The 24,922-nt window shown below is 54.3% G+C and carries 26 protein-coding genes; 10 read left to right on the top strand and 16 right to left on the bottom strand.

The features are described from left to right. The first annotated feature begins 316 nt into the window (after positions 1-316). From grdC to grdA, 4 genes are all read left to right on the top strand, one after another. Entirely contained in the window at positions 317-1,843 is a 1,527-nt protein-coding gene (gene grdC / locus G497_RS0112895) for a glycine/sarcosine/betaine reductase complex component C subunit beta (RefSeq protein WP_027188447.1), read from the top strand. A 3-nt stretch (positions 1,844-1,846) separates the two neighbouring features. Further along, the gene (gene grdD, locus G497_RS0112890; RefSeq protein ID WP_027188446.1) at positions 1,847-3,001 is read left to right on the top strand and encodes a glycine/sarcosine/betaine reductase complex component C subunit alpha; all 1,155 of its coding nucleotides are present in this window, start codon (positions 1,847-1,849) and stop codon (positions 2,999-3,001) included. Between the two features lie 62 nt (positions 3,002-3,063). After that, positions 3,064-3,384 carry a thioredoxin family protein gene (locus G497_RS0112885; RefSeq protein WP_027188445.1) on the top strand — a complete coding sequence of 107 codons (321 nt, stop codon included), beginning with the start codon at positions 3,064-3,066 and terminating at the stop codon, positions 3,382-3,384. Positions 3,385-3,618: 234 nt separating this feature from the next. Continuing rightward, entirely contained in the window at positions 3,619-4,095 is a 477-nt protein-coding gene (grdA, locus tag G497_RS0112875; RefSeq protein WP_084516290.1) for a glycine/sarcosine/betaine reductase complex selenoprotein A, read from the top strand. Positions 4,096-4,192: 97 nt separating this feature from the next. Here grdA and pdxA read toward each other — a convergent pair whose 3' ends face one another. The 4 genes from pdxA to G497_RS0112855 all read right to left on the bottom strand — a co-directional run bounded on the left by pdxA (position 4,193) and on the right by G497_RS0112855 (position 8,389). After that, positions 4,193-5,209: a 4-hydroxythreonine-4-phosphate dehydrogenase PdxA gene (gene pdxA, locus G497_RS0112870; RefSeq protein ID WP_027188442.1), complete on the bottom strand. Its 1,017-nt coding sequence runs from the start codon at positions 5,207-5,209 to the stop codon at positions 4,193-4,195. A gap of 72 nt (positions 5,210-5,281) precedes the next feature. Continuing rightward, positions 5,282-6,565, bottom strand: coding sequence for a four-carbon acid sugar kinase family protein (locus tag G497_RS0112865; protein WP_034637976.1), 1,284 nt, complete (start codon positions 6,563-6,565; stop codon positions 5,282-5,284). 2 nt (positions 6,566-6,567) lie between these two features. Continuing rightward, a complete protein-coding gene (locus tag G497_RS0112860; RefSeq protein ID WP_027188440.1) occupies positions 6,568-7,527 on the bottom strand; it encodes a 2-keto-3-deoxygluconate permease in 960 nt (319 codons plus the stop codon). Positions 7,528-7,615: 88 nt separating this feature from the next. Beyond that, on the bottom strand, positions 7,616-8,389 hold the full coding sequence (locus tag G497_RS0112855; RefSeq protein WP_027188439.1) for a DeoR/GlpR family DNA-binding transcription regulator: 774 nt from the start codon (positions 8,387-8,389) through the stop codon (positions 7,616-7,618). 530 nt (positions 8,390-8,919) lie between these two features. Here G497_RS0112855 and G497_RS0112850 point away from each other — a divergent pair. Continuing rightward, a complete protein-coding gene (locus tag G497_RS0112850) occupies positions 8,920-9,105 on the top strand; it encodes a hypothetical protein (RefSeq protein ID WP_156908119.1) in 186 nt (61 codons plus the stop codon). Positions 9,106-9,214: 109 nt separating this feature from the next. Here G497_RS0112850 and G497_RS18235 read toward each other — a convergent pair whose 3' ends face one another. The 10 genes from G497_RS18235 to G497_RS0112800 all read right to left on the bottom strand — a co-directional run bounded on the left by G497_RS18235 (position 9,215) and on the right by G497_RS0112800 (position 17,383). Then, positions 9,215-9,643, bottom strand: a complete 429-nt coding sequence (locus G497_RS18235; protein ID WP_051258122.1) for a response regulator — start codon at positions 9,641-9,643, stop codon at positions 9,215-9,217. 184 nt (positions 9,644-9,827) lie between these two features. Continuing rightward, positions 9,828-10,976, bottom strand: a complete 1,149-nt coding sequence (locus G497_RS0112840; protein WP_027188437.1) for a sensor histidine kinase — start codon at positions 10,974-10,976, stop codon at positions 9,828-9,830. Positions 10,977-11,113: 137 nt separating this feature from the next. After that, on the bottom strand, positions 11,114-11,491 hold the full coding sequence (locus tag G497_RS18230; protein ID WP_034637973.1) for a response regulator: 378 nt from the start codon (positions 11,489-11,491) through the stop codon (positions 11,114-11,116). Positions 11,492-11,497: 6 nt separating this feature from the next. Continuing rightward, positions 11,498-12,112 carry a HAMP domain-containing histidine kinase gene (locus G497_RS19365; RefSeq protein WP_027188436.1) on the bottom strand — a complete coding sequence of 205 codons (615 nt, stop codon included), beginning with the start codon at positions 12,110-12,112 and terminating at the stop codon, positions 11,498-11,500. Continuing rightward, the gene (locus G497_RS0112825; RefSeq protein ID WP_245576394.1) at positions 12,105-12,494 is read right to left on the bottom strand and encodes a response regulator; all 390 of its coding nucleotides are present in this window, start codon (positions 12,492-12,494) and stop codon (positions 12,105-12,107) included. The genes G497_RS19365 and G497_RS0112825 overlap by 8 nt, the downstream gene beginning before the upstream one ends. After that, positions 12,491-14,179, bottom strand: coding sequence for a sensor histidine kinase (locus G497_RS18220; protein WP_051258121.1), 1,689 nt, complete (start codon positions 14,177-14,179; stop codon positions 12,491-12,493). The genes G497_RS0112825 and G497_RS18220 overlap by 4 nt, the downstream gene beginning before the upstream one ends. Continuing rightward, positions 14,176-14,547, bottom strand: a complete 372-nt coding sequence (locus tag G497_RS0112815; protein ID WP_027188434.1) for a hypothetical protein — start codon at positions 14,545-14,547, stop codon at positions 14,176-14,178. The genes G497_RS18220 and G497_RS0112815 overlap by 4 nt, the downstream gene beginning before the upstream one ends. Next, positions 14,544-15,869 (bottom strand): sigma 54-interacting transcriptional regulator, encoded by a 1,326-nt coding sequence (locus tag G497_RS18215; RefSeq protein ID WP_156908118.1) that lies wholly within the window; start codon positions 15,867-15,869, stop codon positions 14,544-14,546. Before G497_RS18215 ends, G497_RS0112815 begins: the two co-directional genes overlap by 4 nt. Positions 15,870-16,014: 145 nt before the next feature. Continuing rightward, the gene (locus G497_RS0112805) at positions 16,015-16,428 is read right to left on the bottom strand and encodes a hypothetical protein (RefSeq protein WP_027188433.1); all 414 of its coding nucleotides are present in this window, start codon (positions 16,426-16,428) and stop codon (positions 16,015-16,017) included. 115 nt (positions 16,429-16,543) lie between these two features. Beyond that, positions 16,544-17,383, bottom strand: a complete 840-nt coding sequence (locus tag G497_RS0112800) for a sulfite exporter TauE/SafE family protein (protein WP_245576401.1) — start codon at positions 17,381-17,383, stop codon at positions 16,544-16,546. Between the two features lie 444 nt (positions 17,384-17,827). Here G497_RS0112800 and G497_RS0112795 point away from each other — a divergent pair, with 444 nt between their 5' ends. Both G497_RS0112795 and G497_RS0112790 read left to right on the top strand, forming a co-directional pair. Beyond that, positions 17,828-18,919, top strand: coding sequence for a sigma-54 interaction domain-containing protein (locus tag G497_RS0112795; protein ID WP_034637971.1), 1,092 nt, complete (start codon positions 17,828-17,830; stop codon positions 18,917-18,919). A 136-nt stretch (positions 18,920-19,055) separates the two neighbouring features. Next, positions 19,056-20,120 (top strand): DNA polymerase beta superfamily protein, encoded by a 1,065-nt coding sequence (locus G497_RS0112790; RefSeq protein ID WP_156908117.1) that lies wholly within the window; start codon positions 19,056-19,058, stop codon positions 20,118-20,120. A 169-nt stretch (positions 20,121-20,289) separates the two neighbouring features. Here G497_RS0112790 and G497_RS0112785 read toward each other — a convergent pair whose 3' ends face one another. Next, positions 20,290-20,838: a kinase inhibitor gene (locus G497_RS0112785; RefSeq protein WP_281171065.1), complete on the bottom strand. Its 549-nt coding sequence runs from the start codon at positions 20,836-20,838 to the stop codon at positions 20,290-20,292. A gap of 144 nt (positions 20,839-20,982) precedes the next feature. Further along, positions 20,983-21,924, bottom strand: coding sequence for a helix-turn-helix domain-containing protein (locus G497_RS0112780; RefSeq protein WP_027188428.1), 942 nt, complete (start codon positions 21,922-21,924; stop codon positions 20,983-20,985). A 262-nt stretch (positions 21,925-22,186) separates the two neighbouring features. On the opposite strand from G497_RS0112780, the gene G497_RS18210 reads away from it, so the two are divergent. Genes G497_RS18210 through G497_RS0112765 form a run of 3 tightly spaced genes read left to right on the top strand, consistent with a single transcriptional unit; the run spans position 22,187 to position 24,842 of the window. Then, positions 22,187-22,990 carry a DUF3100 domain-containing protein gene (locus G497_RS18210; protein ID WP_051258118.1) on the top strand — a complete coding sequence of 268 codons (804 nt, stop codon included), beginning with the start codon at positions 22,187-22,189 and terminating at the stop codon, positions 22,988-22,990. 3 nt (positions 22,991-22,993) lie between these two features. Then, a complete protein-coding gene (locus G497_RS0112770) occupies positions 22,994-23,446 on the top strand; it encodes a hypothetical protein (protein ID WP_027188427.1) in 453 nt (150 codons plus the stop codon). Positions 23,447-23,495: 49 nt separating this feature from the next. After that, positions 23,496-24,842 carry an amidohydrolase gene (locus tag G497_RS0112765; RefSeq protein WP_027188426.1) on the top strand — a complete coding sequence of 449 codons (1,347 nt, stop codon included), beginning with the start codon at positions 23,496-23,498 and terminating at the stop codon, positions 24,840-24,842. Positions 24,843-24,922 lie beyond the last annotated feature (80 nt).

The raw sequence follows: 24,922 nt of genomic DNA, 5'->3' as shown, positions 1-24,922 counted from the left end.
GCAGAGCCAAAAAATCCTCAGTAATCGGGTGAGTGCTTTGTTCAGGGAAAGGCTCTACCTCCTCCCCCACTCCACCACTAAGGACATAATGACCTTGGAACCCGCATCAGCGTTCTCTTTTTCGCTTTGCGGAAAAGGGGATGCAAATGGGGGGCAAGGGGACAATTGTGCAGGAAGCACAATTGGGAACCGCCCGTAGGGCGGGAGTCGCAGGCCGAGGTCCAGGAAGGGCCGAGTCAATCATTCCCCTTGTAGGGGGTATGGGGGACAACGTCCCCAGATTACACACACAAAATATTCTTTACGGAGACCCCCCATGGTTACAGCCGCAATCAAGGCAACTGCGTATTGCCTGAACTACGCTTCAGAACTGGGGCTGCACTATGGCACCACCACCTATCAGGAGCGCAAAGCACACCCGGAATCGCCCTTTTTGGCGTCACTTGCCGGGGCTGTGCGCCCTTTTGATGCCATTTGCCAGTACGCCCCGCACCTGGCCTATATTGGTGCCATAGACACCAACGCCCTGGAAGCCCTGCCCCGCCCGCACCTGGACAACCCGGTGGCCCAGGCCCAGCGTTTTGGCGAATTTGGCGAAATCATGCCTGAAGATGAATTTTTGGGCCTGCTGGACATATGTGATGTGTTTGACCTTGTATGGTTGGAAAAAGGGTTTGCCGCTTCTGTGCGCCCTGCCCTGGAAAGCCACCCCCTGCTTGGCCCGGAACAGCTTAAACGCCTGGGACAGGGGCGCGAAGCTACCGCCATTACCGAAGAAGTAAACCAGCGCCATGCCTTGCCCCTGTATTACCACGGTGCTGTTGTGGGCTGCTGCCGCCCGGGGCACGACGTGGATGAAAACCTCAGCGCCCACGTACTGCTGGAAAACCTTGCCAGCAAAGCCGGGGCAGTGCTTGCCCTGCTGCACCTGATAAAAAATGCCGGCATGAAGCCAGATGACATCGACTTCGTGGTGGATTGTTCCGAAGAAGCCGTGGGCGACATTAACCAGCGCGGCGGCGGCAACATGGCCAAAGCCATTGCCGAAATTGCCGGGTGCGGCAATGCCAGCGGGTTCGACCTGCGGGCCTTTTGCGCAGCCCCGGTGGCCGCTATTATTACTTCCGCCAGCATGGTTGCCTGCGGCGCACGCAAAAACGTGGCTGTAGTCAGCGGTGGCTCCATTCCCAAACTGTACATGAACGCCCGCGAGCATGTAAAAAAGAACGTTCCCCCCATGGAAAATGTGCTGGGTTGCTTTGCCCTGCTGCTTACGCCAGATGACGGCACCCTGCCCGTTATACGTCTGGACGCTTTGGGCAAGCACACCGTGGCAGCCGGGGCTTCCCCCCAGGCCGTAACCACCGCCCTGGTGTGGGAACCATTGCAAGCCGCTGGCCTGAAGTTTGCCGATGTGGACAAATACGCCCCGGAACTGCACGACCCGGAAGTAACCGTGCCCGCAGGGGCGGGCAACGTGCCGGAAGCCAACTTTAAAATGATTGCTGCCCTGGCAGTTATGAAAGGCCAGGGCGAAAAAGCCGCCATACCCGACTTTGTGCGCCAGCACGGGGTGCCGGGGTTTGCCCCCACCCAGGGTCACATTCCATCTGGCGTGCCCTTTTTGGGCCATGCCGCAAAAGCCATTAGCAATGGCACCATGCAACGGGCTATGATTATTGGCAAAGGCAGCCTGTTCCTTGGGCGGCTCACCAACCTGGCAGACGGTGCCTCCTTCATGGTGGAAGCGCCAAAACCTGCACAAGGCAGTGTTTCCCGCCAAGATGTGGAAGCCGTTATTCTTGAAGTGCTGGGCGACCTTGCCAGCCGCCTGAAGGGGTAAGCCATGAACAGCACAACACGCAAAGCCATTGGCGAGGCCCTGGAAAACCTGTTGGCCCGCGCCCAAAATGGTGGCCCGGTGCTGCGCCTTGGGCTAATGGCCCTTGGCAGTGAACTGGGCGCAGCAGAAGTGTTGCAAGGCGGCCTTATGGCCCAGCAGGCCACCCCTGGCCTGCGTGTGGTAGCCATTGGCCCCAAAGTGCCAGGGTTTGAAGCCCTGGAATGGCTGGAAACCGATAATTGCGAAGCCAACGTGGTGGCAGCGCTGGAAAAAGCCCTGGCCGAAGGCACCGTGGCAGGGGCTGTGGCCATGCACTTTCCCTTCCCCATTGGGGTAGCCACCATTGGGCGTGTAGTCACCCCTGCCAAGGGGCGCCCCATGTTCATTGCTTCCTGCACCGGGGCAACGGCTGCCAGCCGGGGGGAAGCCTTGCTGCGCAACGCCGTATATGGCACAGCCGTTGCCAAGGCCTGCGGGCTGGTAAACCCCAGCGTAGCCTTTTTAAACAGCGAAGGGGCAGGCCCTGCCCTGCGCAGCCTTACCCGCCTGCAAGAAAATGGCTATGCTGTAAACCTTGGCAGCAGCGGCAGGGGCGATGGTGGCAACCTGCTGCGTGGCAACGACCTTGTAACCGGGGCAGTGGATGTGCTGGTGTGCGACACCCTTACCGGAAATGCCCTGATGAAAATATTTGCCACCTTCACCACAGGCGGCGGGTATGAAAGCGTTGGCTTTGGCTACGGCCCTTCCGTTGGGGAAGGCTGGGGCAAGGTGGTTTCCATTGTTTCCCGTGCTTCCGGCGCGCCTGTGGTAGCCAATGCGCTGGCCCTTACGGCCCAGGCGGTGCAGGGTAACCTGCCAGAAGCGCTTGCAACAGAACTACACACCGCCCGCACTGCCGGGCTGGATACAGAGCTGGAAAAATTGCGCCCCAAAGAAGGCCCTGCAACAAAAGCTGTTCAAAAACCCCCGGTGGTACCAGTGGACGCAGAAATTGCCGGGGTAGACGTGCTGGACATGGAAGCCGCCGCCGAAGCCCTGTGGGCCCAAGGCATGTATGCGGAAACCGCCATGGGCTGCACTGGCCCCGTGGTGCGCGTGCCTGCCTGCGCCAAGGCAAGTGCGGAAGGCGTTCTGCGCCGCGCTGGCTTCATTTAGTTATTTTTGTTGGAGAAGGTTTGCCGACCCAATCCACAAACAAACAACCAAAGGAGAATGCCATGATAGAGATTACCAAAGAGAATTTTGAACAGGAAGTAACCCAAAGCACAGGTCCTGTGGTGCTCGATTTTTGGGGTCCACAATGCGGCCCGTGCCTTGCCCTGATGCCGGAAATTGAAAAGCTTGCCGCGGAGTATGAAGGCAAAGTGACATTCTGCAAGGTAAACGTGGCAGGCAACCGCCGCATGTGCATTGAGCTGAAGGTTATGAGCGTGCCTACATTTTTATTCTTTAACGGGGGCCAATGCAAAGACCGCCTGGCCGGGGCAGAAGTCACCTTGGAGGCGGTGAAGGCTAAAACCGCCGCCCTGGCAGGCTGAGAAAACGCTGATTTATTCCGTTTGGCGGCGTTGCTTCACTTTTTTTAAACAGTCGAGGACGAAAGAGTCCACTCCTGCTTCAAAAAAGGTTTGCGCCTTGCCAAACGAAATAACTGCACGTTTCCAAAACGCCAGCTAATCAACGCGTCCCCAACTCCTGTGAGAGAATTTTTAAGAATGCACTATGCCCTGCACAGTGCCACAACCCTGTAACCCGTTGTAAGGAGACGGAAAATGAGCAAGCTGACCGGAAAAAAGCTGGTCCTGCTGGGCGAAAGGGACGGAATTCCCAGCCCTGCCATGGAAAGCGTATTTGCCGCCAGCGGAGCTGAAGTGGTTTTTGCTGCCACTGAATGCTTTGTCTGAACCGCGGCAGGCGCCATGGACCTGCAAAATCAGCAGCGTGTAAAAGACGCTACCGAACAGTACGGAGCGGAAAATACCGTTGTTGTACTGGGGGCTTCTGATGCGGAAGGGGCAGGCATTTATGCCGAAACCGTAACCGCTGGCGACCCTACCTTTGCAGGCCCATTGGCCGGAGTCTCGTTGGGACTCCCCGTATACCACATTCTTGACCCCCTGCTGAAAGCCGAAGCCGACCCAGCCGCCTGGGAAGAACAAATCAGCATGATGGAAATGGTAATGGACGGCGACGCACTGGCCGCCTCTGTTGCCGAAATGCGTGAAAAACACGGGAAAAACGTTCTGTAACATACAGAATGCCCATATGACCTACGTTGAAAATACAGGCTGGCTCCTTACTAAAAGAGCCAGCCTGTATTTTTACTGTAAAATCCAATAAAGACAATTATTGCGACTGTTCGCTAATACTTTTCCAGCTCGGCCCAAGCTTTGCTGCCAGCAGAATGGCTTCCACCATGCTTTGTTCCTGGGCAATGCCTTTGCCCGCAATATCAAAGGCCGTGCCATGGTCTACGGAAGTACGAATAACAGGAAGACCAATGGTAATATTCACCCCTGTATCAAAGTACAGGGCTTTGAACACGGCATGCCCCTGGTCATGGTACATGGCTATGGCAAAGTGGTATTTCCCCCGTGCCATTTGCGGGAACAGCACGTCAGCAGGAAGTGGCCCCACAACAGGAATGCCCTGAGCTTTGGCTTGTTCCACAGCAACGGCAATAGTGTCAATCTCTTCTGTGCCAAACAAGCCGTTTTCCCCGGCATGGGGGTTTACCCCTGCCACACCAATGACGTCTTGTTCCTGCCCCAGTGCTTTGGCAAGCAGGTGGGCCAAAATAATGCGCTGCAACACACTTTCCACAGTAAGCAGCCCAATGGCATCACGCAGGGAGCAGTGCGTGGTTACGTGGAACACATAACTGCCTTCTGCTGCCAGTACCATGGCGTAATTTTCCACCCCAAACCCTTCTGCCAGCATTTCCGTGTGGCCTGGGTGGGTGTCGCCCCCCATGTGCAGGGCAGCCTTGTTCAACGGTGCGGTAACAATACCTTGAATAGCCCCCTGCTTGGCAAGCTCAATAGCCCCATAAACATAGGCCGCAGCGGCCTGCCCGGCCTGGGCAGAAAGTTGCCCCGCCACAATGCCGTGCAGGTTGCCATGCGGCTGGTACACACCAAAGTGTGTTTTGGGCAGGGCCTTCACTTCTTCCGCACTGGCAACCCGCACAAATGAATACCCTGGTTGCAAATACTGGGCCTGCCCTTGCATGGTGGCGTAATCACCCACCACAAAAGGCAAACAGCCTGCCAGGTCTTCCACCCGCCCCAGGGCTTTGGCTATAATTTCCGGCCCAACTCCGGCCGGGTCGCCCATAGTAAGGGCCAAAATGGGGACTGTCATATACGCTCCTCTTCTGCTCCGCAGCAGTGCCCCGTATCACGCCAAAGGCGTGGGGCACTGCCTAAGCGTCGCTTATGCACGTTCTCGTAAAAAAGTGGCTGCTTCCACAAGCGCTTCCGCCGTGCCAAACCCGCCAGCCTTGGTTACCACCCGCAAGCCACCAACACTTGTGCCACACAAAAGCCCAACAGGAATGCCGGGGCTTACTTCGTCCAGCAGGTTAATGCCAGTGACGCCCAGGTGGGAAAGCATGGCCTGGGCCATGTCGCCACCTGTTACCACTACCCCTGCCACTGCAGGTTCCGGCCCTTCTTGCAGCACTGTTTTGGCAACATGGGTTGTGCGGGCGGCAATTCTGTGGGCGAGTTCCTGCACGGAAATGCCCAACGCTTCGCCTTGCTGTACCATAGCCTGCACTTCTTCCCGGTTGCCCGGTGTGGCCACCGCCACATTGGAATACTGTAACAGCATACGTTGCAGTTCATTCTGCTTTTGCTGCAAAATAGCTTGCCAGGCACTTTCTTCTGCCAGCAAATCAGCCGCCGTAACCAGCAAAAAGCCTGCACCTTCACGCTGCAAACGCTTAAGCTGCTCGCGCGAAACGGGGTTTACTGAACCCACAATGGTCAGTACCGGCTTGGGTGTAGGCTTTTGCTGTTGCAAACGGGCAGCCCGCGGCTGGGCCAACCCTGCCGAACCCACAAGCAAAATTGATGGGTTCACGGCATAACAGGCCGCTTCCAGCAAGGCCATGTCCTGCTGGGTAACAGCATCTGCCACCACAATGCCACCGCCTTGTGCGGCAAACTCTGTAAGTAATGCCTGCACGTGTTCTTCCCCTTTATCCAGGTCGGAACAGTTTATGCTGTGCACAAGGCGGGTGGTTTGCCCGTGCAGCAAGGTGGGAATGTGGCTTTCCTTAACGGGGCAAACGGGGTCTACCCCAATGGGTGTGCGGGAAACAGGCTGCCCCTGCACCAGCAGGTAGCCCCCCACCAGTGTTCTGCCATTGGCAGGAAACGCCGGGCACAACAAGGCCATGGGCAGGTGCCACACGTCCATCATGGCATCAATTTCCGCCCCAATTTGCCCGCGCAAGGTGGAATCGACCTTTTTATACAGGGGCATAACCCCGGCTTCCGCCAGCGCGGTGGCACAATTGGCCACCGCCGCATAGGCCTGCTTTGGCGCAAGGGCGCGGCTTTCAGTGTGGGTAACCACCACTTCGCACCCGACAATGTCATTACGGCCCCAGTTGCCCAACAAAATACGGGCAGCAGTTCCCGCCTTGGCAAACTGCACGCCTGTATCGCCTGCGCCAGTTAAATCATCCGCAATCACAGCATATTGGTTCATGGCTATGCCCCTTGCTTCACCTTGGCGTAGCGCTTGGACATGTAGTGCGTAAAGAGCGGGCTAAGCAAGGCAGTAACCAGCACGGCAGCAGCAATTTGTGCTGTGGCAACGCCCTGGAAGGAGGCAAAGCTTGGGTCGGCCTGGGTAACCACAATAACACTGGAAACAGCGTTGCCAGCGGTGGTACCTGCCGCAAAGCCAATGCCGGGGTTGGAATCTTTCACAAACCAGCGGTAGCCGATAAAACACAGGGTGCCCGTAACCACAGTAACAGCAATACCCAACAAAATGCCTGTCATGCCACCTGTTATCAGGTTATTCAGGTTAATGCCGGTGCCCAGTGCAAAGGAGAAAAATGGAATGGTAATGGCGGCTGTGGGCTTCATCATGTCAGCAAATTTGCGGTCCACATTTCCCCACACAAACCCCACAATAAAGGGAATAACGGTGCCCACAATAGCCTGCCAGGGTACGTTGGCGTGGCCGGAAAGGCCAAGAGCAAGCAGGGTAAAGAAGGGGCCGTCATTCAGGCCACTGGCAATATAAGCGCCTCTGTCTTCCTCATTGCCATACTGCCCGGCAAGGGCCAGCCACAACCCCCCGTTGGAGTTGGTAAAGGCGATCATGGCAGCAATAAGGGAAACACCCAGTATTCCTTCCCGCCCAAAAATGTTGCCATACACAATAACAAGCAGGGCTGGAATAAGGGTTTTCCCCAGCAGCACAACACCGCACCGTTTAAACACGCCAGTACTTTGACGGGCGTTAATTTGTGCGCCTGTTGCCAAAATAAGCAGCCCTATCAAAGGTAATGCGCTGTTTTTGAACAAGGCTGTGGTAAACGAGCCAAGCTGCAAAAAGTCTGGCGCAAATGTCCCCACCAGCGAACCAAGAATGAGGGGCACAAGCATCATGCCACCGGGCAATTTTTGAAGCCAGTCAGTAATGGGAACCTGTTTCATGATGTCCTCCTAAGAAGGGTTATGGGAAAAAAGTGTACACGTGCCTTTGCTGTTTCAAAAAACACCATGAACCAACACCCTGCGGACCTTACGGTTTTTCCACCAATGGCACAAAAACCATATTGCCCGCTTTTTGCAGGTTCTTTTTTTGTTCAAGGGTTACGGCATCGTCTACAAAACAAGCACGGAACTGGGAAAGTGGCGCCACTTGCCCCAAGTACGTGCAACCAACTTTTGAACTGTCGCAAAGCAAGTAACTGTGGGTGCTGTTGGCAATGGCCTTTTTCTTCAGTGCAAGGCGTTCAATCATTCTGTTGGTAGCACCGTGTTCTGCACTTATGCCTGCGGTGGATATAAGGCTTACATCAAAGCGCATGTTAAAACTTTCCAGTTGGGAAGTGGGTAACATGCCCACCACAGTGCGTGATTTAGCATGCACTTCTCCCCCCAACAGAATGGTATTCAAGTAAGGGTAGCGTGTAAGGTGCAGGGCAATGTTCAAACCACAGGTTACAATGGTTAAATCAACCTTATTCACCAAAAGGGGAATAAGCAGTTCTGTGGTAGTGCCACCATCGATGAAAAGCACCATGCCGGAGTCAATATGTTCTGCCACGGCCCGGCAAATAGCCTGCTTTGCTTGCCTCCGGGCACATAGCCGCAAGCCAAATTCCGTTTCACCATCAATTTCGCCAAACGCCCCACCATGCACACGGCGCAATTGCCCTGCTGTTTGCAGTTCCTGCAAATCCCTGCGAATGGTACTTACAGAAGCTTGCAACATGGTCGCCAGTTCCTGAGCGTACACAGCAGGACGCTGTTCAAGAATAGCCAGAATTTGTCTGTGCCTGTATTCTTTCATGATTTTTCCTTGTACGCACGCACTGCCAACTACTGTGGCCATGCTACCACACCCGTAACTGCGCGCTAGAAATGATTGATTTTGAGCGAATTTAGGCGATTTTTAGAGAATTGGGAAGAGGGTGTACTACGCATGTGTGTTACGATGACTTTTCCAAGCTATTCCAGGAATAACCAAAAAAAGCACTTACATTTTCAGGTATGTAAGTGCTTAACATTTGGCGTTGTCAAAGGGGATTTTCGAGCATCCAGCAACTATCTGGAATAACTTTTGGGGGAGAATGTCAATGGGGTCAATTTACGGCATTTACAATGATGCGGCCTTTTGGCCATGACAAACATAAAATTCTTGTGCACTCGTCTCAAAGGCGGGTGCCGTTCGCGTTATTGTGTATTTTGGGGGTGGTTTGGCCCTGTGCCGTCCTTTGGCCCATTTCCCGGCCCGGAGCCGTCTCGTGCTCCACGCTGGGAGCCCGAAAAAGTGCCACTACTGCGTGTGCCTTGTTGTGAGCCTTGCTCCCCGTTGCGATTTTGGTAGGTGTTCTGCTGCTGGCTTTGCTGCTGCTTGCCGCCACCACTGCCGTTCCCCCTACCACTGCCGCCGCTACCAGCACCGCCGCCGCCACCGTTACCACCGCCGCCGCCACCACCATTGCCGCCACGGGCCATTGCAACAGAGGTTATACCACTCAATCCCAAACCAACTATAACTGTTAAGAAGGTGCGCCTGTTCATAGCTACCCCGTACTGTTATGTGTTACTGCTAACCAGCAAGAAATACATACTTTCCTGGCAGCGAACAGCAATTCGTTCACGCCAACTGCCCCTAGGAAGAATATTCATTCATGGCTACTGCGGCATAGGTATCTTCCAGGGCTTTGCGCAATTTATAGGCGCCTTCAATATTAGGGGCGAGTGTGGAAAGACCATCAATTTTATCCACATAATTGAATGCCCCCAGGGTTTCTGCAAGCACACGGCGTTCATCGGAGCCATGCCCGGTAAACATGACAACCTGCGTTTTTGGAGCAATTTGCCGAAGCTGTTTCAAGGTATCCAGCCCGTTCAGGCCGGGCATTTCAATATCCAGCACAATAACATCGTAGGTATTTTGGGCAACCTTGGCCAGGGCTTCCTCACCACTGTGGCAGGTGTCCGGGGTAATGCCATATAAAATATTCAGGCGTTCCGCCAACACACGGCACAAGGCAGGTTCGTCATCCACAATGAGAAGATTCATTTTTTTCAAATTCATGAAAAACTCCCTTTTTGTTAGTCGAAAATACGTTTACTTTGCAATGTGTTGCTCACGCTAAGACTATTGCAAAATAGTCTTAAAGCAGCTTCCCGCAGGGAAAACGCGCCAAAAAGTACGAATAGTCGCCTGCTCGCGCAGACTCCGTAATACCAAGTCTGGCAGTAGCAAACGAGAATTGCCGTTACTTCGTTTCTTGCAACTCCACTGGCAGTTCAAGCAGGCACACAGTGCCCCCGCCTTCCTGCTGGCTGTGGCTTATTTTCCCCCGCAAGGCGCTTATAATGCTATGGCACATGGTTAAGCCCAGCCCGGCGCCCTTTCCCACCGGGCGGGTGGAAAAAAAGGGGTCATAGATATGCGGCAGCACACTTGGGGGAATGCCTTCCCCGGTGTCTGCTACCTCTATCTGCACCATACCGCCATGCTGCCGTGCATACAGGCGCAAAACCAGGGGTGCCCCCCCCTGCCCGGCTTCCTGTTCTTTCCGGTTTTCCAAAGCGTCCAGGGCATTTTTGCCCAAATGAATGAGCACGGGTTCAAGTTCCACAGTAGTACACGGCACTGGTGGCAGTGTTTCCGGGCAGTCAACCACCAGTTGGGCCCCCAGGCTGTTCAACGGTTCTTGCCACAGGGTGGCCATTTTGTGCAGCAATTGGGGCACATGGGTTTGCCCTTGCCGGTGCTTGCTGTGGGTAGCAAGGTGCAGCAGTTGGGCAACAAGGTTGCCGCAGCGCATGGCATTGTGCTTTACCTGCCCAGCCGTTTTTTGCAGGGCGGTTGTGTCGCATGTGCCCTGTTGGCATTCCTCAGCCAGCTCTTCCAGCCATTCTGCCCCCTGGGTAATAATGTGCAGGGGGTTGTTCATTTCATGGGCCAGCCCTGCCGCCAGGGTGCCAAGGGCAAGCAGATGCCCGGCCTGTACAGCCCGCAGCCGTTCCGTGTGGGAGGCAGCCCGCTGCCGGGCACGTTCAAGCGAAAGTATCAGCTTTTCAAAATTCACGGGTTTGAGCAAATAATCGCCCGCGCCGCGGCGCATTCCCCTGGCGGCTGTTTCCAGGTTTGCCTCTCCTGTCAGCAGCACCACTTCCAGTTCAGGCCGTTTCTGCTTTATGGCAATAAGGGTTTCAATGCCACCAAGGCCAGGCATGTTCACATCCAACAGCACTACTTCCAGCCCCGGTGTTTCCAGCATAGTCAGGGCTTCTTCCCCGCTCTCGACATAAAGGCAGGGCAACCCCCGCGTACCCAGCCGGAAAGAAAGGGCAGCACCAAACTCTTTTTCATCATCCACAAGAAGGAGAACTGGCTGTCGTGAAGGCGATGCAGACATGGTAGCCTCCTGAAGTAAGACCATTACAACACTGCGTTGGGCGTGCTTTTTAAGAGCGTCTTCCCTACGGGAAGCCACGTTAAGGCTATTGTGCAAAAGTCTTGCAATACTCTTGTGGCTATTGCCCGCAGGCCAGCTTATTTTTGGTGCAACACTTCCACAAGCTGCTCAAATAATTCCTTAAAATCAAGTGGCTTGGAATGATACCCCTGCACGCCAAGTTCTTGTGCTCTGTCGTGGTCTTCTTGCGAGCAATGCCCTGTAATAATAAGCACTGGCAACATACCGTACTTTTGCCGCACAGTGCGCAATACCTCAATGCCAGACATTGCAGGCATGCGCATGTCAAGCAACAGAGCGTCCGGTAGATTTTGTTCCATAAAAGCCAGCCCTTCTGCCCCGGAACAAGCCACTTGCACAGCTAAATTCCTGAGGGACAGACGTTCCGCCAGTGTGTGGGCAAAGTCTTCTTCATCATCAATGATAAGAACAGATTTTTGTGTACCTGCTTGCATAGCGCCTCACAAACTGGCAGCACAAGGGAACTGCACAGTGCACACCCCTGGTGCCAGAACAACGCTTCCCCCGGCCTTGGCAGCAAGCTGCTCCATTTCTTCCGGGTTCCAGGCGGCACCAGCCACTTCAATAATGGCAAGTGCCTGGCCATTTTGCTGGGCACCAAGCCGCAACAAAACAGGGGCTTTGGGGGTGCAGGCCGTTATTGCCTGGATAATAAGAGAATGCAGGGCTTCAATAACCTCCTCTGGCGGGCAGGCAATGTGGGCGGAACCATTTTCCACCACTACCTGAAGGGCATGCTCTTTCAGGCGCACAAAACGCTCCACCAACTGTGCCGTCTGTTTTCCGGTTTCCACCAGGTCGCATGTTTGTGCCCCGTCTGAAACGGCATGGGCAAAACTGTTCAAGGCACGCAGCAGCACTTTGGCGCGGTCCACCTGCTCGCCTATAACTTCCAGTGAATGATACAGCTTGTCCCCATGCTTCATGCGGGGCTTGCCGTTAATCTGGAGCACATCTTCCACAAGGCAGCTGGATTCTTTAATAATTGCCAGAATATTTTGCAGTTCATGGGTGGAAGAAGCCAGATTTTTTGCCATAAAGTGTTTATCAGTCACGGGGTTCTCCTTGTACCATTTCCTGCACCACGCGTAACAGTTCGTTAAGGTCTACCGGCTTTGTCAGGTAAGCACTGGCCCCTTCCTTCATGCCGGCAATGCCGTCTTTGGCATTGGCATTGCCAGTAAGCAAAATAACAGGAAGGGTTTGGTGGCTTGTGCGTATTTTCCGCAGCACATCTGTGCCGCGCATACCCGGCAGCATCATGTCCAGCAACACCACCTGAAATTCGGAATCTTCCAGCATGGCCAGGCCATCATGGCCAGTTTCTGCCACCTGGGGCACAAGGCCGCGCAATTCCAGCCGTTCCGCCAGGGTGTTCACAAACTCGGCTTCATCGTCTATCAGCAGCACACGAATACCTTGCAAGGTGGAGCTCATGCCTGTTCCTCCTGTAGGGTGTTGGAAATAGGCAGGCAAATGGTAAGAAGGGTGCCTTTGCCAAGTTCACTTTCAACAGCAATTTCACCATGGTGGCGCTGAATAATGCCATAAATAATGGACATGCCAAGGCCCGTTCCTTCATTGCCTTTTGTGGTATAGAACGGCTCGAAAATATGCTGTTTTGTTTCTTCACTCATGCCACAGCCATTGTCTTTAATGCACATGGCAATGGTATTGGTATCTTTTTGCATTGTGCTAATGCTCACCTGCCCATTTTCGCCCACTGCGGCAAGTGCATTATTCAGTACATTCAAAATAACCTGTTGCAACTGGCCCCTGTCCCCACGAATTTTTGGCAGCGCCGGTTCCAGTTCTTCCACAATGCGTACATTGCGGTGCTGGGCTTCCTTTTTGAAAAAAAGGAGGGTTTCTTCCAGCATTTCATTTATGTCCAGTGATTCAATTTTTACTTCCATACGCCGTGCAAAGCCCAACATACGGTGGGTTATGTCCCGGCACCGGGCCACCGCAGAGTGAATGGCCTCAATCTGACGTAAAAACTGTTCCTTGCGGGGGAAATCTTCCGCCAGGGAGAGCAGGTCGTGCATAAGACCCGCCTTTTCATTAATAATAGCCAGGGGGTTATTAATTTCATGGGCCACCCCGGCAGCCATGCGTCCAATGGAAGAAAGTTTTTGGGCATGCTCCATTTGCGAAAAAGCCTGGTCACGCTTCAAATCGCTTTCCCGCAAGCGGCTTATGAGCTTGTCCACACTTTTGGCGGCAACGTAATAAATACATAGCGCTCCGCCCAGAAAAATAAGCAAAATATCGGTACGCAGCAAAAGCCAGCTTTGCAGCATGTTTCTGGCTGGTTTTGTGGCAATAAGCACATAATCGGCATTACGCAGGTACGAATAGGCCATAAGTATGGCGTTGCCCTGCTCGTCTAACGCTTTGGTAATGCTGGCCTCATAGCTGGGGGGGGGAACGGCCAGGGGGAACTGGCCCAACGTTTTCCCGTAGTTTACAGAATCGGTTTGCAACACACCTGAACGGTTTACAAGAAAGGCATCAGACCCCGGTTCCAGGCTCATGTCGGCAACAAGGCGGCTAAAGGGGGTGGTGTCAATGGCTGCACGAACAACCCAGGAACGGCCGTCTGGTGAATGGCGCTGCACAGCAATAAGAACGTGCGGATACTGGCGGTAGCCTTCAATAACTTCACTCACATAGCGGTTCTGGGCCTGAACTTTATGGAACCACTCCTGTTGGGAATAATCTTTCCCCATAAGCTCTTTTTGAAGATGTTGGCCTGGCCCTGCATAAGCCACCAAGATACCTTCATCGGAAATAACGGCAACATCCGTGAAGCCCGTAAATTCACTTTGCATGGCCTGGAAAATATGGCGCAGTGTTTGCGGCGTGGACAGTTCTTCAAAGCTGTAGGCTGAAGCAATAAGACTTACGGTTGAGCTGCGTTCCGCCAGGAAAAGTTCAAACGAGTTTTTCCCTTTACCCACCATGGACACGAACGGGGCTTGCGTTTCCGCGGTAAAACTTGCCTGAAATTCGGCATAATTGACAGCCGCAAGCAAAAGGACCGGGGCAAGGGCAACAACCGCAAGAATACCCACAATGTTGCGGCGTAATTTTTCATAATGCTGGGTTTCGCTTTTCATGGGGTTCCTGCCGTGTGTTGTTGCGCTGCAAAAAGGTTCTCTCCATCTTGCAAGGTGCCTGCAAGGGCGGCGGCAAGGGCGGCCGTGCCCTGGCCCAGAACGTTGCAAATAACATCCACGCGCTTCCAGCGCAGAAAGTGGAAATGGTCTTCTTCAATGCCACCGCACACCACAGTGGTCACGCCAAGGCGCGTTGCAAGGTCGCACATTTCTTCACCGGAAGGGTGGGCCAAAAGCATATGCCGCGGTTCTTGCCCGCTGGTTGTGTCTTGTTCTGCCGTACTGGCGATGAGCGCTTCCACAGCCATGTCAAACCGGGGGGCAACTTCATCGCGGCAAAGCACAACCAAAATAGTGCGGGTTTTCATGCCTGTTTCCCCCTTTTGGCCTGTTTTGTCTTTTTTACTTCAGGGGGAACCGCCTGCAACAAGTAGGCTGGCAAATATTCCAAACCAACCAGGCGGTGTGGGCATACCATGACAGCATATTCCACAATATTACGCAATTCCCTCACGTTGCCAGGGTACGTGTGGGCTGTGAGGCATTTTTTGGCGTCCAGGGCAAAACCCTGTACTTCCTTTTTAAACCTGGCGGCAAACTGTTCCAAAAAATAAAGGAGCAAAAAGTCGATATCTTCCACACGTTGGCGCAGGGCAGGCAGGTGCAGGTGCCCAATATTCAGGCGGTAATACAGTTCTGGCAGCAAGGCGCCTTGTGCCATAAGCGATTCCGGCATTTTATTGGTTCCTGTAATGAGCCGTGCGTTCACACGCATGGGGGTTGTTTGCCCTTCCATGGTCACCACCCCCTCATCCAGAAAGCGAATAAGCCGTAGCTGCACGGCAAGGGGAATGTCTGCCAGTTCGCTAATATACAGGGTGCCACTTCCGGCTTGCTGAAAGCGCCCGGACTTGCCATGCAGTGTTTGCCCCACAGAACCAAACAATTCTTCCAGCAAGTGCTGTTCCGGCATGGGGCCAACGCTTATGCGCACAAAAGGCTCGTGTGAACGTGAAGACATGGCATGCAGGGTTTCCGCCAGCAAGTCTTTGCCTGTGCCTGTTTCGCCCGTAAGGAACACGGGGGTATCTGTGGCGGCAAGCCCTGGCAGAATAGTCAGAATGCGTTCCATGGCCGGACTTTTGCCCACCACACTTTTCTGCCTATCTTCGTGCTGCAGGCGCAGTTCCAGTTTTTTAATGGGGCTTAAGTCTTCCAGTACATCCAGGTAGAATACGATGATGCCGTTTTCGTCGTGTACGGGAATATGCGTGAGCCGCACAAAAATCTTTTTATGGCTGGCGGTGAGTATGTCTGTTTCAACTCCATGCCGGGCCAGGGCGCTTATCTCGGCAAGGTGCCCAAGTCCTATGGAGCCAGAATGGGGTGTCCCTTCTTTTTGCCCAAAGGCCCCACACCCCAAAGCGCACCCTGCCACGCACAGGCGCGAACGCAACACATGGCGGCACGGCAGCCCTTGTACACGCTCTTTTTCAAGGTTTGCCAACCGGGCAAAGGCACTGTTGCAGTGCAAAAAAACACCTTCAGGGCTCACCAGCGCAATGCCCAGGGGAAGGGTTTCTAACACGGACAAAATGTCCACAGCTGCCAGTTGTTGGGAAAAAAGCATGAGGTACAACCCGTATTGATGTTGAATAAAGCGGCCCGGTGACCCTGATACGCTGCTCACATCCGTTCCGTTACGTGTAGTGCAAATGCGGGAACTGTGCTTCAAAACTACGTATCAGCTTATTGCGGTACTCTGCAATGTTGGTTTATCCTTTTTGCATTTTTTTTGTGCTCTGTTTGGAAGGCACGCAACCGAAGTGAGCACATTAATGCCCGCCGGAACCCACAATGCCGGAAGCCGCCACAAGAAGGACGATTATTTCCAAAACTGCAATAACGGCAGTGGCTTTGTTTTCACGAAAAAGCATAGGAATAATACGCAGGTAGCAAACAATACTGAGCCCGGCAAGCAACACCATGCCTATAAAGTTGATAAAATCGCCAGTATTAAGCAAGGCCACCCAGCCCCAGCCCACAGGCACCTGCCCCACTTGTAAATAATGGGTCACTGGCTTGCCCCATATTTCAGGCAGTTTTGCAAGGGGCACATGGGCTTCAACAATGCCAAAAACATACAGCGAGTAAGTTATTGTCATAATGGCAAGGCCTAGCCAGCAGCCATAAAAAAGAATATTGGAATAAGCCACTTGTGCTTCAGAAGCAACAGCTCTGTTTTTCATTTGTTCCATCCTTATGCTTTTTGGGCAATCGCCCGGCGGTTTTTCCCGCCGAGGTGGTATATGCTACCATTACAGGGCCATGGGCAGCGCAGCCATACAGGGCATGTGCACGGTGTTATATGCCAAGGCCTTTCATCAAGGAACGCACACCAGCGAAGAGCAGTACGCCAATAACCATGTAACGAATAAATTTTGGCTTGGCCTTGGCAAGAAGGCGCACCCCCACAAAAGAGCCACCCATAAGCCCCACAATGGAGGGAATGGCAATAAGCGGCACAACGCAGCCCTGGTTCAGGTATACCCAGGCGGCAGAGGTGTCTGTAATGGAAAGCAGAAACTTGCTTGTGCCAACAGCCACTTTTAACGGCACCCCCATAAGCAGGTTCAGCACGGGCACATTAGCCCACCCTGCCCCAAGCCCAAACATGCCTGCCATGACCCCAATCACAATGAACAGCAGCATTCCGGGCACTGTTTTGTGGGTTTTCCAGTCATGCACGGTGTCGGTATTGGGCTCGTAATAAGAGCCATTAATGCCCAGGGCAAGGCTCAGGGCGTCTTGCTTGGGCACTTCGGGGAATTCCTTGTTTTTGGCAAGAATAAGCAGAATGGCAATGCCCAGAATGGTTATGCCCAAAGACAGCTGTATTATATGGGGGGGCAGGGCAAGGCCTAAATGTGCCCCCACAATGGCTCCGCTTGAGGTTATCAGCGCCACAGGCAGGGCAAGGCGAAGGGAGGCAAGGTTGCGCTTAAGCAAGCCAGGCCCTGCGGCAAGCGCACCAGCCAGGGCCACCATAAGCCCCGCACCGCGCACAAAGTCGATATGAAACGGGAAAAAACCACTGACCAGCGGCACGAAAAGTACGCCGCCACCAACACCGGCCAGCACGGCAACAACACCCAGGATAAAGCAGAACACAAGCAGAATAAGTGGCCAGCTCCACCAGGGCATGCCCGCCTGCCCTGTGGCAGCATTCAGGGTTTCCCCTGCCTGGGTTGCAATGGTTGTTACAGAATCTGTGGCCCCAAGTGCCAACAGGGCTCCGCCTAAAATGGTTACAGCCAGTGTGCCAGCAAACAGAAATGTCCACAGTTTTTTATGAGGATTCATACGCTGCCTTACTCCGGTTGGGGTTCTGCCAAAAGGCTGAAACAAATGTTTCAACCACACCTTTCCTTAAGCATATAACGTGCCGTTTCTGTTTGCTTGTGAAATAACGTAGTTATAGAAATAAACCACCGTTTTGGCGGCAAAATTTTGCCGCAAGCGGCAGCAATTTGCCGGACGTACGGGATTATTCGTTATCTTGTTGCCCTCTGCATGTTATTATATTACTATTTTTCTTACAGGCAGCATGAAGGTTGTGCCAATTTTCACGATAAACAAAGAATGTATATGCCCAACGCCAAAAAAGATAACGGCAAAAAATTGCCGGATGCGCCTTTTTCTCCGCCTGGCGATGTTATTCGTATTGCTATGGGGGGGGAAGATGTTGCGGAACAGGCCGGACTTTCGTTTGTGTTCCGGTCTTCTGCCATGCAGCGTCTTTATGCCGTTGCCCAGCAGGTTGCCAGTGCCGACGCTTCAATCCTTATATTTGGCGAGTCCGGTACGGGCAAAGAACTGTTTGCCCAGCTCATTCACGACCTTTCAAGCCGCAATGCACGCCCTTTTGTTGCTGTGAATTGTGGCATTTGGCAGGGGGAACTGTTTGCCAATAAATTTTTTGGTCATGAAAGTGGCGCGTTTACCGGGGCCAACCGCCAGCGCAAAGGCGCTTTTGAAATGGCAGGCCGGGGCACCCTTTTTTTGGATGAAGTGGGCGAAATTCCCCTTTCCAACCAAACTGATTTTTTACGGGTACTGGAAGAAAAACGCTTTCGCCGTATGGGCGGGGAAAAGGAAATTCCCTTTGAAGCACGGATTGTTGCAGCAACCAACAGGCCCCTGCAACAAATGGTACAAAGTGGCGCGTTCCGGGCAGACCTTTTTTATCGGTTGAACGTCATCCCTGTTTTTTTGCCTCCCCTCAGGGAGCGCACCAGCGACATTCGCCCGGTAACAGAACACTTGCTGGAACACTTCAAACGCCTGTACCACAAGCCCAATGCTGCATTGCATCAAGACGTGTATGCACTTTTTGAAGCGTACTTGTGGCCAGGCAACGTGCGGGAACTGCGTAACTTGCTGGAACGGCTCATTCTGCTGAACGGCGATACGGTTATTTGCGTGGATGACATGCCCATTGAGTTGCTGCTGGATGCGGCACGCGGGGCAGGGGGTGGCGCTTCGGCTGCCCAGGCAGACGAACAGGTGCCCCCCCCGGAAAACCTGCGCCTTGCCACGGCTGTGAAGGAAGCGGAAATTCGCGCCATTTTGCGGGCGTTTAAACACGCTGGCGGGCATAAAGGAAACACGGCGGCTGTGCTTGGCATTAGCGAGCGGAGCTTGCGATATAAACTTTCCGAGTATCGTTTGAATATTTAAGACTATTTCAGGAGAGACTTTTTGCCTGTATACCGCGTTCTGCTTTCCACGGCTTTTGCGTGCATTTCTTCTTTGCTTTCAAGATCGTGGCGTGTACCCCCTCATTCCCTGCAACTCACTTCTCTGCGGCTTTGCCATGAACGCCAGTGCCCCGCCCCTGCCCCCAAAACTTCCTGGTGCCTCGCAGTATCTTGCCCAGGCGCATGAACTGTGCCGTGAACACGGGGCCACATTGCTTTTTCTCACCCTGTTTGGTTCCAGCCTGTACGGCACAGAATCGCCAGGAAAGTCGGACGTGGATATTCGGGGGATTTTTCTCCCCTCCACCACTTCCCTGCACTTGCAGGAAGCGACCAAAAGCCTGCATTATTCCACAGGCAACAACGCGCGCCGCAACACGGCCCAGGACGTGGACATTGACCTGTGGTCTGTGCAGCACTGGCTGCTCCAACTCCTGCCTGCCGGGGATATTGGGGCACTTGATATGCTGTTTGCCCCTTCCCACCCTGCCTGTACCCTGTACCGCAGCCCTGCTCTGGACGCTGTGTTTGCCAACCCCCTCAAGCTCACAGACACGGTATCAGGCCGGGCCTATGCAGAATACAGCCTGGGGCAAGCCAAGCAATACGGCATCAAGGGTTCCCGGGTAGGAGCATTGCGCCGGGTGGGGCATTGGCTTGCCGAACAAACAGGCAACCTGCCCGCCCACGCAAAGTTATTGCCATGCATAGACGTAATTGCCGGGCTGTGTGATGACTCCGAACACTGCTTTGCCGTGGAAACGCGCCAAGGCAAAGGGCTGCACCTATGCGGCAAAACCCACATGGGCAGCATTGGCATGGAAGAATTTGCCCGCCGGGTGCAGGGAGACATGCAGCGTGACGGAGCCAGAGCCCTGGAAGCAGAGCACAATAACGGCATTGATTTTAAGGCGCTTTCCCATGCGGTGCGGGCACTGTACCAAGTAGAGGAGCTGCTGCTCACCGGGAAAATCGTATTCCCCCTGCAACAGCGGGAAGAACTGCGCGCCATAAAGGAAGGGCACTCCACCTGGAGCCAACTGGAACCATATATTCTTGAGCGCCTTGCACAGGTGGACACCCTGCGCCGAACAGCCCCGCACAGCGGCACATACCAGCCGGATTTTGCCAAACAGTGCGTGCTGGCGTGCTATGGGCACACGCCGCCGCCCAAGCTGTAGCCCAAGCTAAAAGTTACCGGTAACTTAGCCAAGAAGTTTACCTTTCCCAAACACGCATAAAGCCACCGTACAGGCCAAAAACGGCACAGCCCCTGCATGAAGCAGGAAAAGGCTGTGCCGAGGGGTGCTGCGTACGGTGAAACGTATTACTGTTGGTAATTACAGCGTATTACCTGCCAAAGGTTGCGGTAATTTCCGTGCTGCCAAGGCTGTGCTGGTGCAGCATAAAGCCCACCAACGCTCCGGAGGCATTTGCATCAAGGGGCAGGTGTTCCACATTCAAGGCATGCACCACAAAGCGGTACCGGTGGGGGGCGTCCCCCTGTGGTGGGCAGGCACCGCCAAACCCTGGCACGCCAAAGTCGGTGCGCGACTGCACCGCCCCTTGCGGCAACGGAGCAAGGCCACTGCCCGCCCCGGCAGGCAAGCTGTTCACACTGGCAGGGATATTAAACACCACCCAGTGCCACCAGCCGCTGCCAGTGGGGGCGTCCGGGTCGTACACGGTTACGGCAAAACTGCGGGTTCCGGCCGGGGCATGTGTCCATTGCAAGGCAGGTGAAATATTATCCCCTTCACACCCAAACCCCTGCAACACCTGTTTATTGGTCAAGGTGCCACCCGCTGTAATCTCCGGGCTTTTCAGGGTAAAGCCCCCTGCCTGGGCAAAGGGGGCACAGCACACCAGCCACACCAAAACTACTGCCATTCGTTTCATGTTCATCTCCTTCTTTATATATGGAATGAGGAGGCACAGGAAGCGTAAGTGCGCAACAGACAAACATGCCCCATTGCCAAAACGCCCATGCCTGCACTGAAACTACCTTCTTATAGTGCAGCACGCGCGCCTGAAACGGACAAACTAGGCCCCCAAACGGCTATGCCCTCCCCCCTTGCTTGGCTCTTGTGACAATGCACTGGCATTGCACCGCAGCACCTCTGCCGGGCTCATACCAAAACGCACCCGGAACTGTGCGGCGAACCGGGAAGGCGAATCATACCCGCAACGCCCAGCCACTTCCCCTACATTACCAAGCCCCCCCTGAAGCATACCCAGAGCCGTGTTCAACCGGGCGCTGAGCAGCACTGCCCGCAGGCTTGTGCCTTCATCCTGCAAATGCCTGCGCAAAGATCGTTCACTTACTGCAAGGTGCCCTGCCATGTCTTGGGCCGTCCATTTTCTGCCAGGGGCCATGCTTGCCAGCAGCAGGCAGCGCTGCATAATAGAATTCCCCACTGGCAACTGGCACACGCCCGGCTCTTGTGCCACAAGCAGGGTAAGTATTGCCTCCAGGCACAGGCTGTGCGCCGGGTGCCCTGAGGGAAGCAACAGGCTGGACTGCACCAGGTGGGTAAACGCCCCGGCCAACGTTGCACCCACAGGCACCGCAATAGCCACACGGCTGCCCTGCCCTTGCCGTGGCTGCTCCTGCGCAGGCATGTTTTGTGCCCCCAGGCAGGCCCGCGCCACGTGGGTTGCCTCAAACCCCAGGCACAACGCTGTATATTGCCCAGTGCCTGGGTGGGGAATATTTTCTACCGTACAGGGCACGCCGGGGGGCAGCACAAACACACTGCCTGCCGGAAACGCCAAACATGCACCCCCGGCAAACACCCACTTTTCACCGTGCAGCACCAACACAGCGGAAAGGCGCGGCAACACCACTTCGTGCAGGCTCTGGCGGCTGCGTAAACACACAAGGCCGCTGCCCGGCAAGGGGAAGGGGGCTTCAGGGTGCGCCGTACGCCAGGCAAGCAGTGCCGCCACAAGGGGGGTAAACATATTTTCCATGATTCTTTTCATCTACACTCCTCGCATGCATCGCAAGTATTGTCTCTTTATCCGCACACCCAAGCTGAGTCACCTTGTGCTGAAAAAAGAACACAAAAAACATTTTTACCAAAAAAGAGGGCTGTACAGGGCTTGCCAGTGCCGCGCTCCCTGTGTACCTTACGCAGTGCCCGCCTGAATGGCCATATACTATTATACCTATGGCTGTGCAGCCCTGCTGGGCATACTAATTGGGCAACATTTACCATGTGCTACGTTATACCAGGAGAAATGCATGGACCTTTTGAAAAACTGGAAAATCCACCTGTTCGCCCTTGCCATTACAGTGGCAAGTGAATCTATCGGCAGCTTCAAGTATAAGCTGCTGGTCCTGTTCCCCATGTTGTATGCCATGCTCATGGGTGGCATCATCAGTTGGCCCCGCTTGAATATTCTCAGCGAAAAACAAATGCAATATGCCAGCAGGGTGCTTTCTACCATGATGATCCTGCTTCTGGTCAAGCTTGGCCTGGGCATTGGCCCCCAAATTCCTCACCTGATGCAGGCCAAAACGGCCTTGCTCCTTCAGGAAGTGGGGCACTTTTTGGGCACCATTATGCTGGGCCTGCCCCTGGCTGTTATGCTGGGCATGGGGCGTGAAGCCATTGGGGCCACCTATTCCGTTGCCCGTGAACCCAACATTGCCATTATTTCTGAAAAATATGGACTGGACTCCCCCGAAGGCCGCGGCGTTATGGCCATGTACATTTGCGGTACGGTGTTCGGCTCTGTATGGCTGGCTGTGCTGGCAGGGGCTGTGGCCCAACTGGACATTCTGCACCCCTTTGCCCTTGCCATGGGTGCAGGTGTTGGCAGCGGCAGCATGATGGCAGCCTCCATGGGTTCCATTATTGCCGTATACCCTGATTTGAAAGTACAAATTGAAGCCTATGCAGGCGCAGCCAACATTATGTCCAGCGTACTGGGCATTTGGGTGGCCCTGTTCCTTTCCTTGCCGGTTGCGGTAAAAACCTATGGCCTGCTTGCCCGCCTTATGGGCCGTAAAGAAGAACCCGCCCAGCCCGCAAAGGAGGCATAACCCATGACAAAAGTTATTGATACCTGCTCTATTCTGGTCCTTACAGCCCTTATTTGCTTTGCCGCCAACATGGTGGGCTACAAAGGGGAACTGCAAACCAGCCTGCTGGGTGTGGGCGTTATTCTTGCCATTGGCGTGCTTGGCTTTGGCATAAGCCAGTTGCCCCTGCTGAACAAAACCTACACCATTATCTGGGTTTCACTGCTGGCTATTTTTGCCTCCAGCCCCCTGTGCCCCTGGAGCGGCTGGATTGTAGCCACCACCTCCAAAATTCAGTTCATGGCCGTTGCCACCCCATTGCTGGCCTATGCCGGGCTTGCCGTGGGCAAAGACCTTGCCATGTTCAAAAAACTCTCCTGGCGCATTATACCCGTGGCCCTTGCTGTGTGTGCAGGCACGTTCCTGTTTGCTGCAATTATTGCCCACTTTGCCTTGAAGTGGGAAGGGGCCATTTAATCAGCGCTCTTAACACGCAGGGTTTCATATAGAAATCAAGGATAACACCATGACCAAAAATGAACTGAAAGCCAAAGTATGCCAGGCCATTGCCGCCCGGAAACAAGAAATTCTTGCCCTTGGCAATGCTATTTATGCAGAACCAGAACTGGGCTATAAAGAAACGAAAACCGCCGCCAAGGTGGAAGCAGCCTTTGGCAGCCTTGGCCTTGATTACAGTAAAGGCCATGCCCTGACAGGCGTGAAAGCCCGCATGAAGGGCAACGCTTCCAAGCGTACCGTGGCCATGCTGGGTGAACTGGACGCCATTGTATGCCCCGACCACCCCATGGCAGACCCGGCTTCTGGGGCTGCGCACTGCTGCGGGCACAACGTGCAAATTGCCGCCATGGTGGCCGTGGGTATGGGCCTGAAAGACGCAGGGGCCATGCAACACCTGGGGGGCGACGTGGTGTTGTTTGCTGTGCCCGCGGAAGAATATGTGGAAATTACCTACCGCAACAACCTGCGCGAGCAGGGCAAAATTGAGTACTTTGGCGGCAAGGCAGAACTTATTCGCCTGGGCGATTTTGACGACGTGGACATGGCCCTGCAAATGCACGTGCAAACCACTGCCAACCAGCAGGAACTGGATTCCGGCAAGGGTTCTGTAGCCCTTTCCAGCACCAGCAACGGCTTTATTGGCAAGCTGGTGCAATATACGGGGCGTGCCTCCCACGCTGCCGCAGCGCCAGACCAGGGCGTAAACGCCCTGAACGCCTGCATGATGGGTGTTATGGGCGTAAACGCCTTGCGCGACACCTTCAAGGAATCAGACTACGTGCGCTTTCACCCCATCATCACTCAAGGGGGCGACCTGGTAAACGTGGTGCCCAGTGATGTACGCATGGAAAGCTATGTGCGCGCTGCCAGCACCGCAGCCCTGAAAGGCTATAACGAAAAAATCAATCGGGCGCTGGAAGCCGGGGCCATGGCCCTTGGAGCCGGGGTAAAAATTCAGGACCTGCCCGGCTACCTGCCCCTGTATAACGACACCACACTGAACGACCTGTTTGGCGCCAATGCCGGGGCGCTGGTGGGTGAAGAAAAGGTGGTGCTTTCCCCCCACATGTCTGGCAGTACCGACACAGGCGACCTAAGCCACATTATGCCCGTGTGCCACCCCTGGGTGGGCGGGTGCAGCGGCAGCCTGCATGCCAAAAACTACGCCATTTTTGATGAAGAACTGGTGTATGTGCAAACAGCCCAGGCCATAGCCATGACCATTATTGACCTTTTGTACGGCGAAGCAGAAACAGCTGAACTGGTGCTGCACAACCACAAAAACCTCATGAGCAAGGCAGAATACCTTACCTTCATGGAGTCGGTGAACAAAACCACCACGTTTGGGGAATAGGGCCCCAAGAATACGCCAACAACCTTAAGGGGCAGCGTATGCGTTGCCCCTGTTTTTTGTGAGAAAAAAGCTATTAATGA

Origin of the sequence: Desulfovibrio cuneatus DSM 11391 (assembly GCF_000430005.1) — a bacterium.
In the GTDB taxonomy this organism is placed as follows: Bacteria; Desulfobacterota; Desulfovibrionia; order Desulfovibrionales; family Desulfovibrionaceae; genus Frigididesulfovibrio; species Frigididesulfovibrio cuneatus.
Note: the sequence above shows the minus strand (reverse complement) of the source record. Positions and strands in the feature narration are given on the sequence as shown.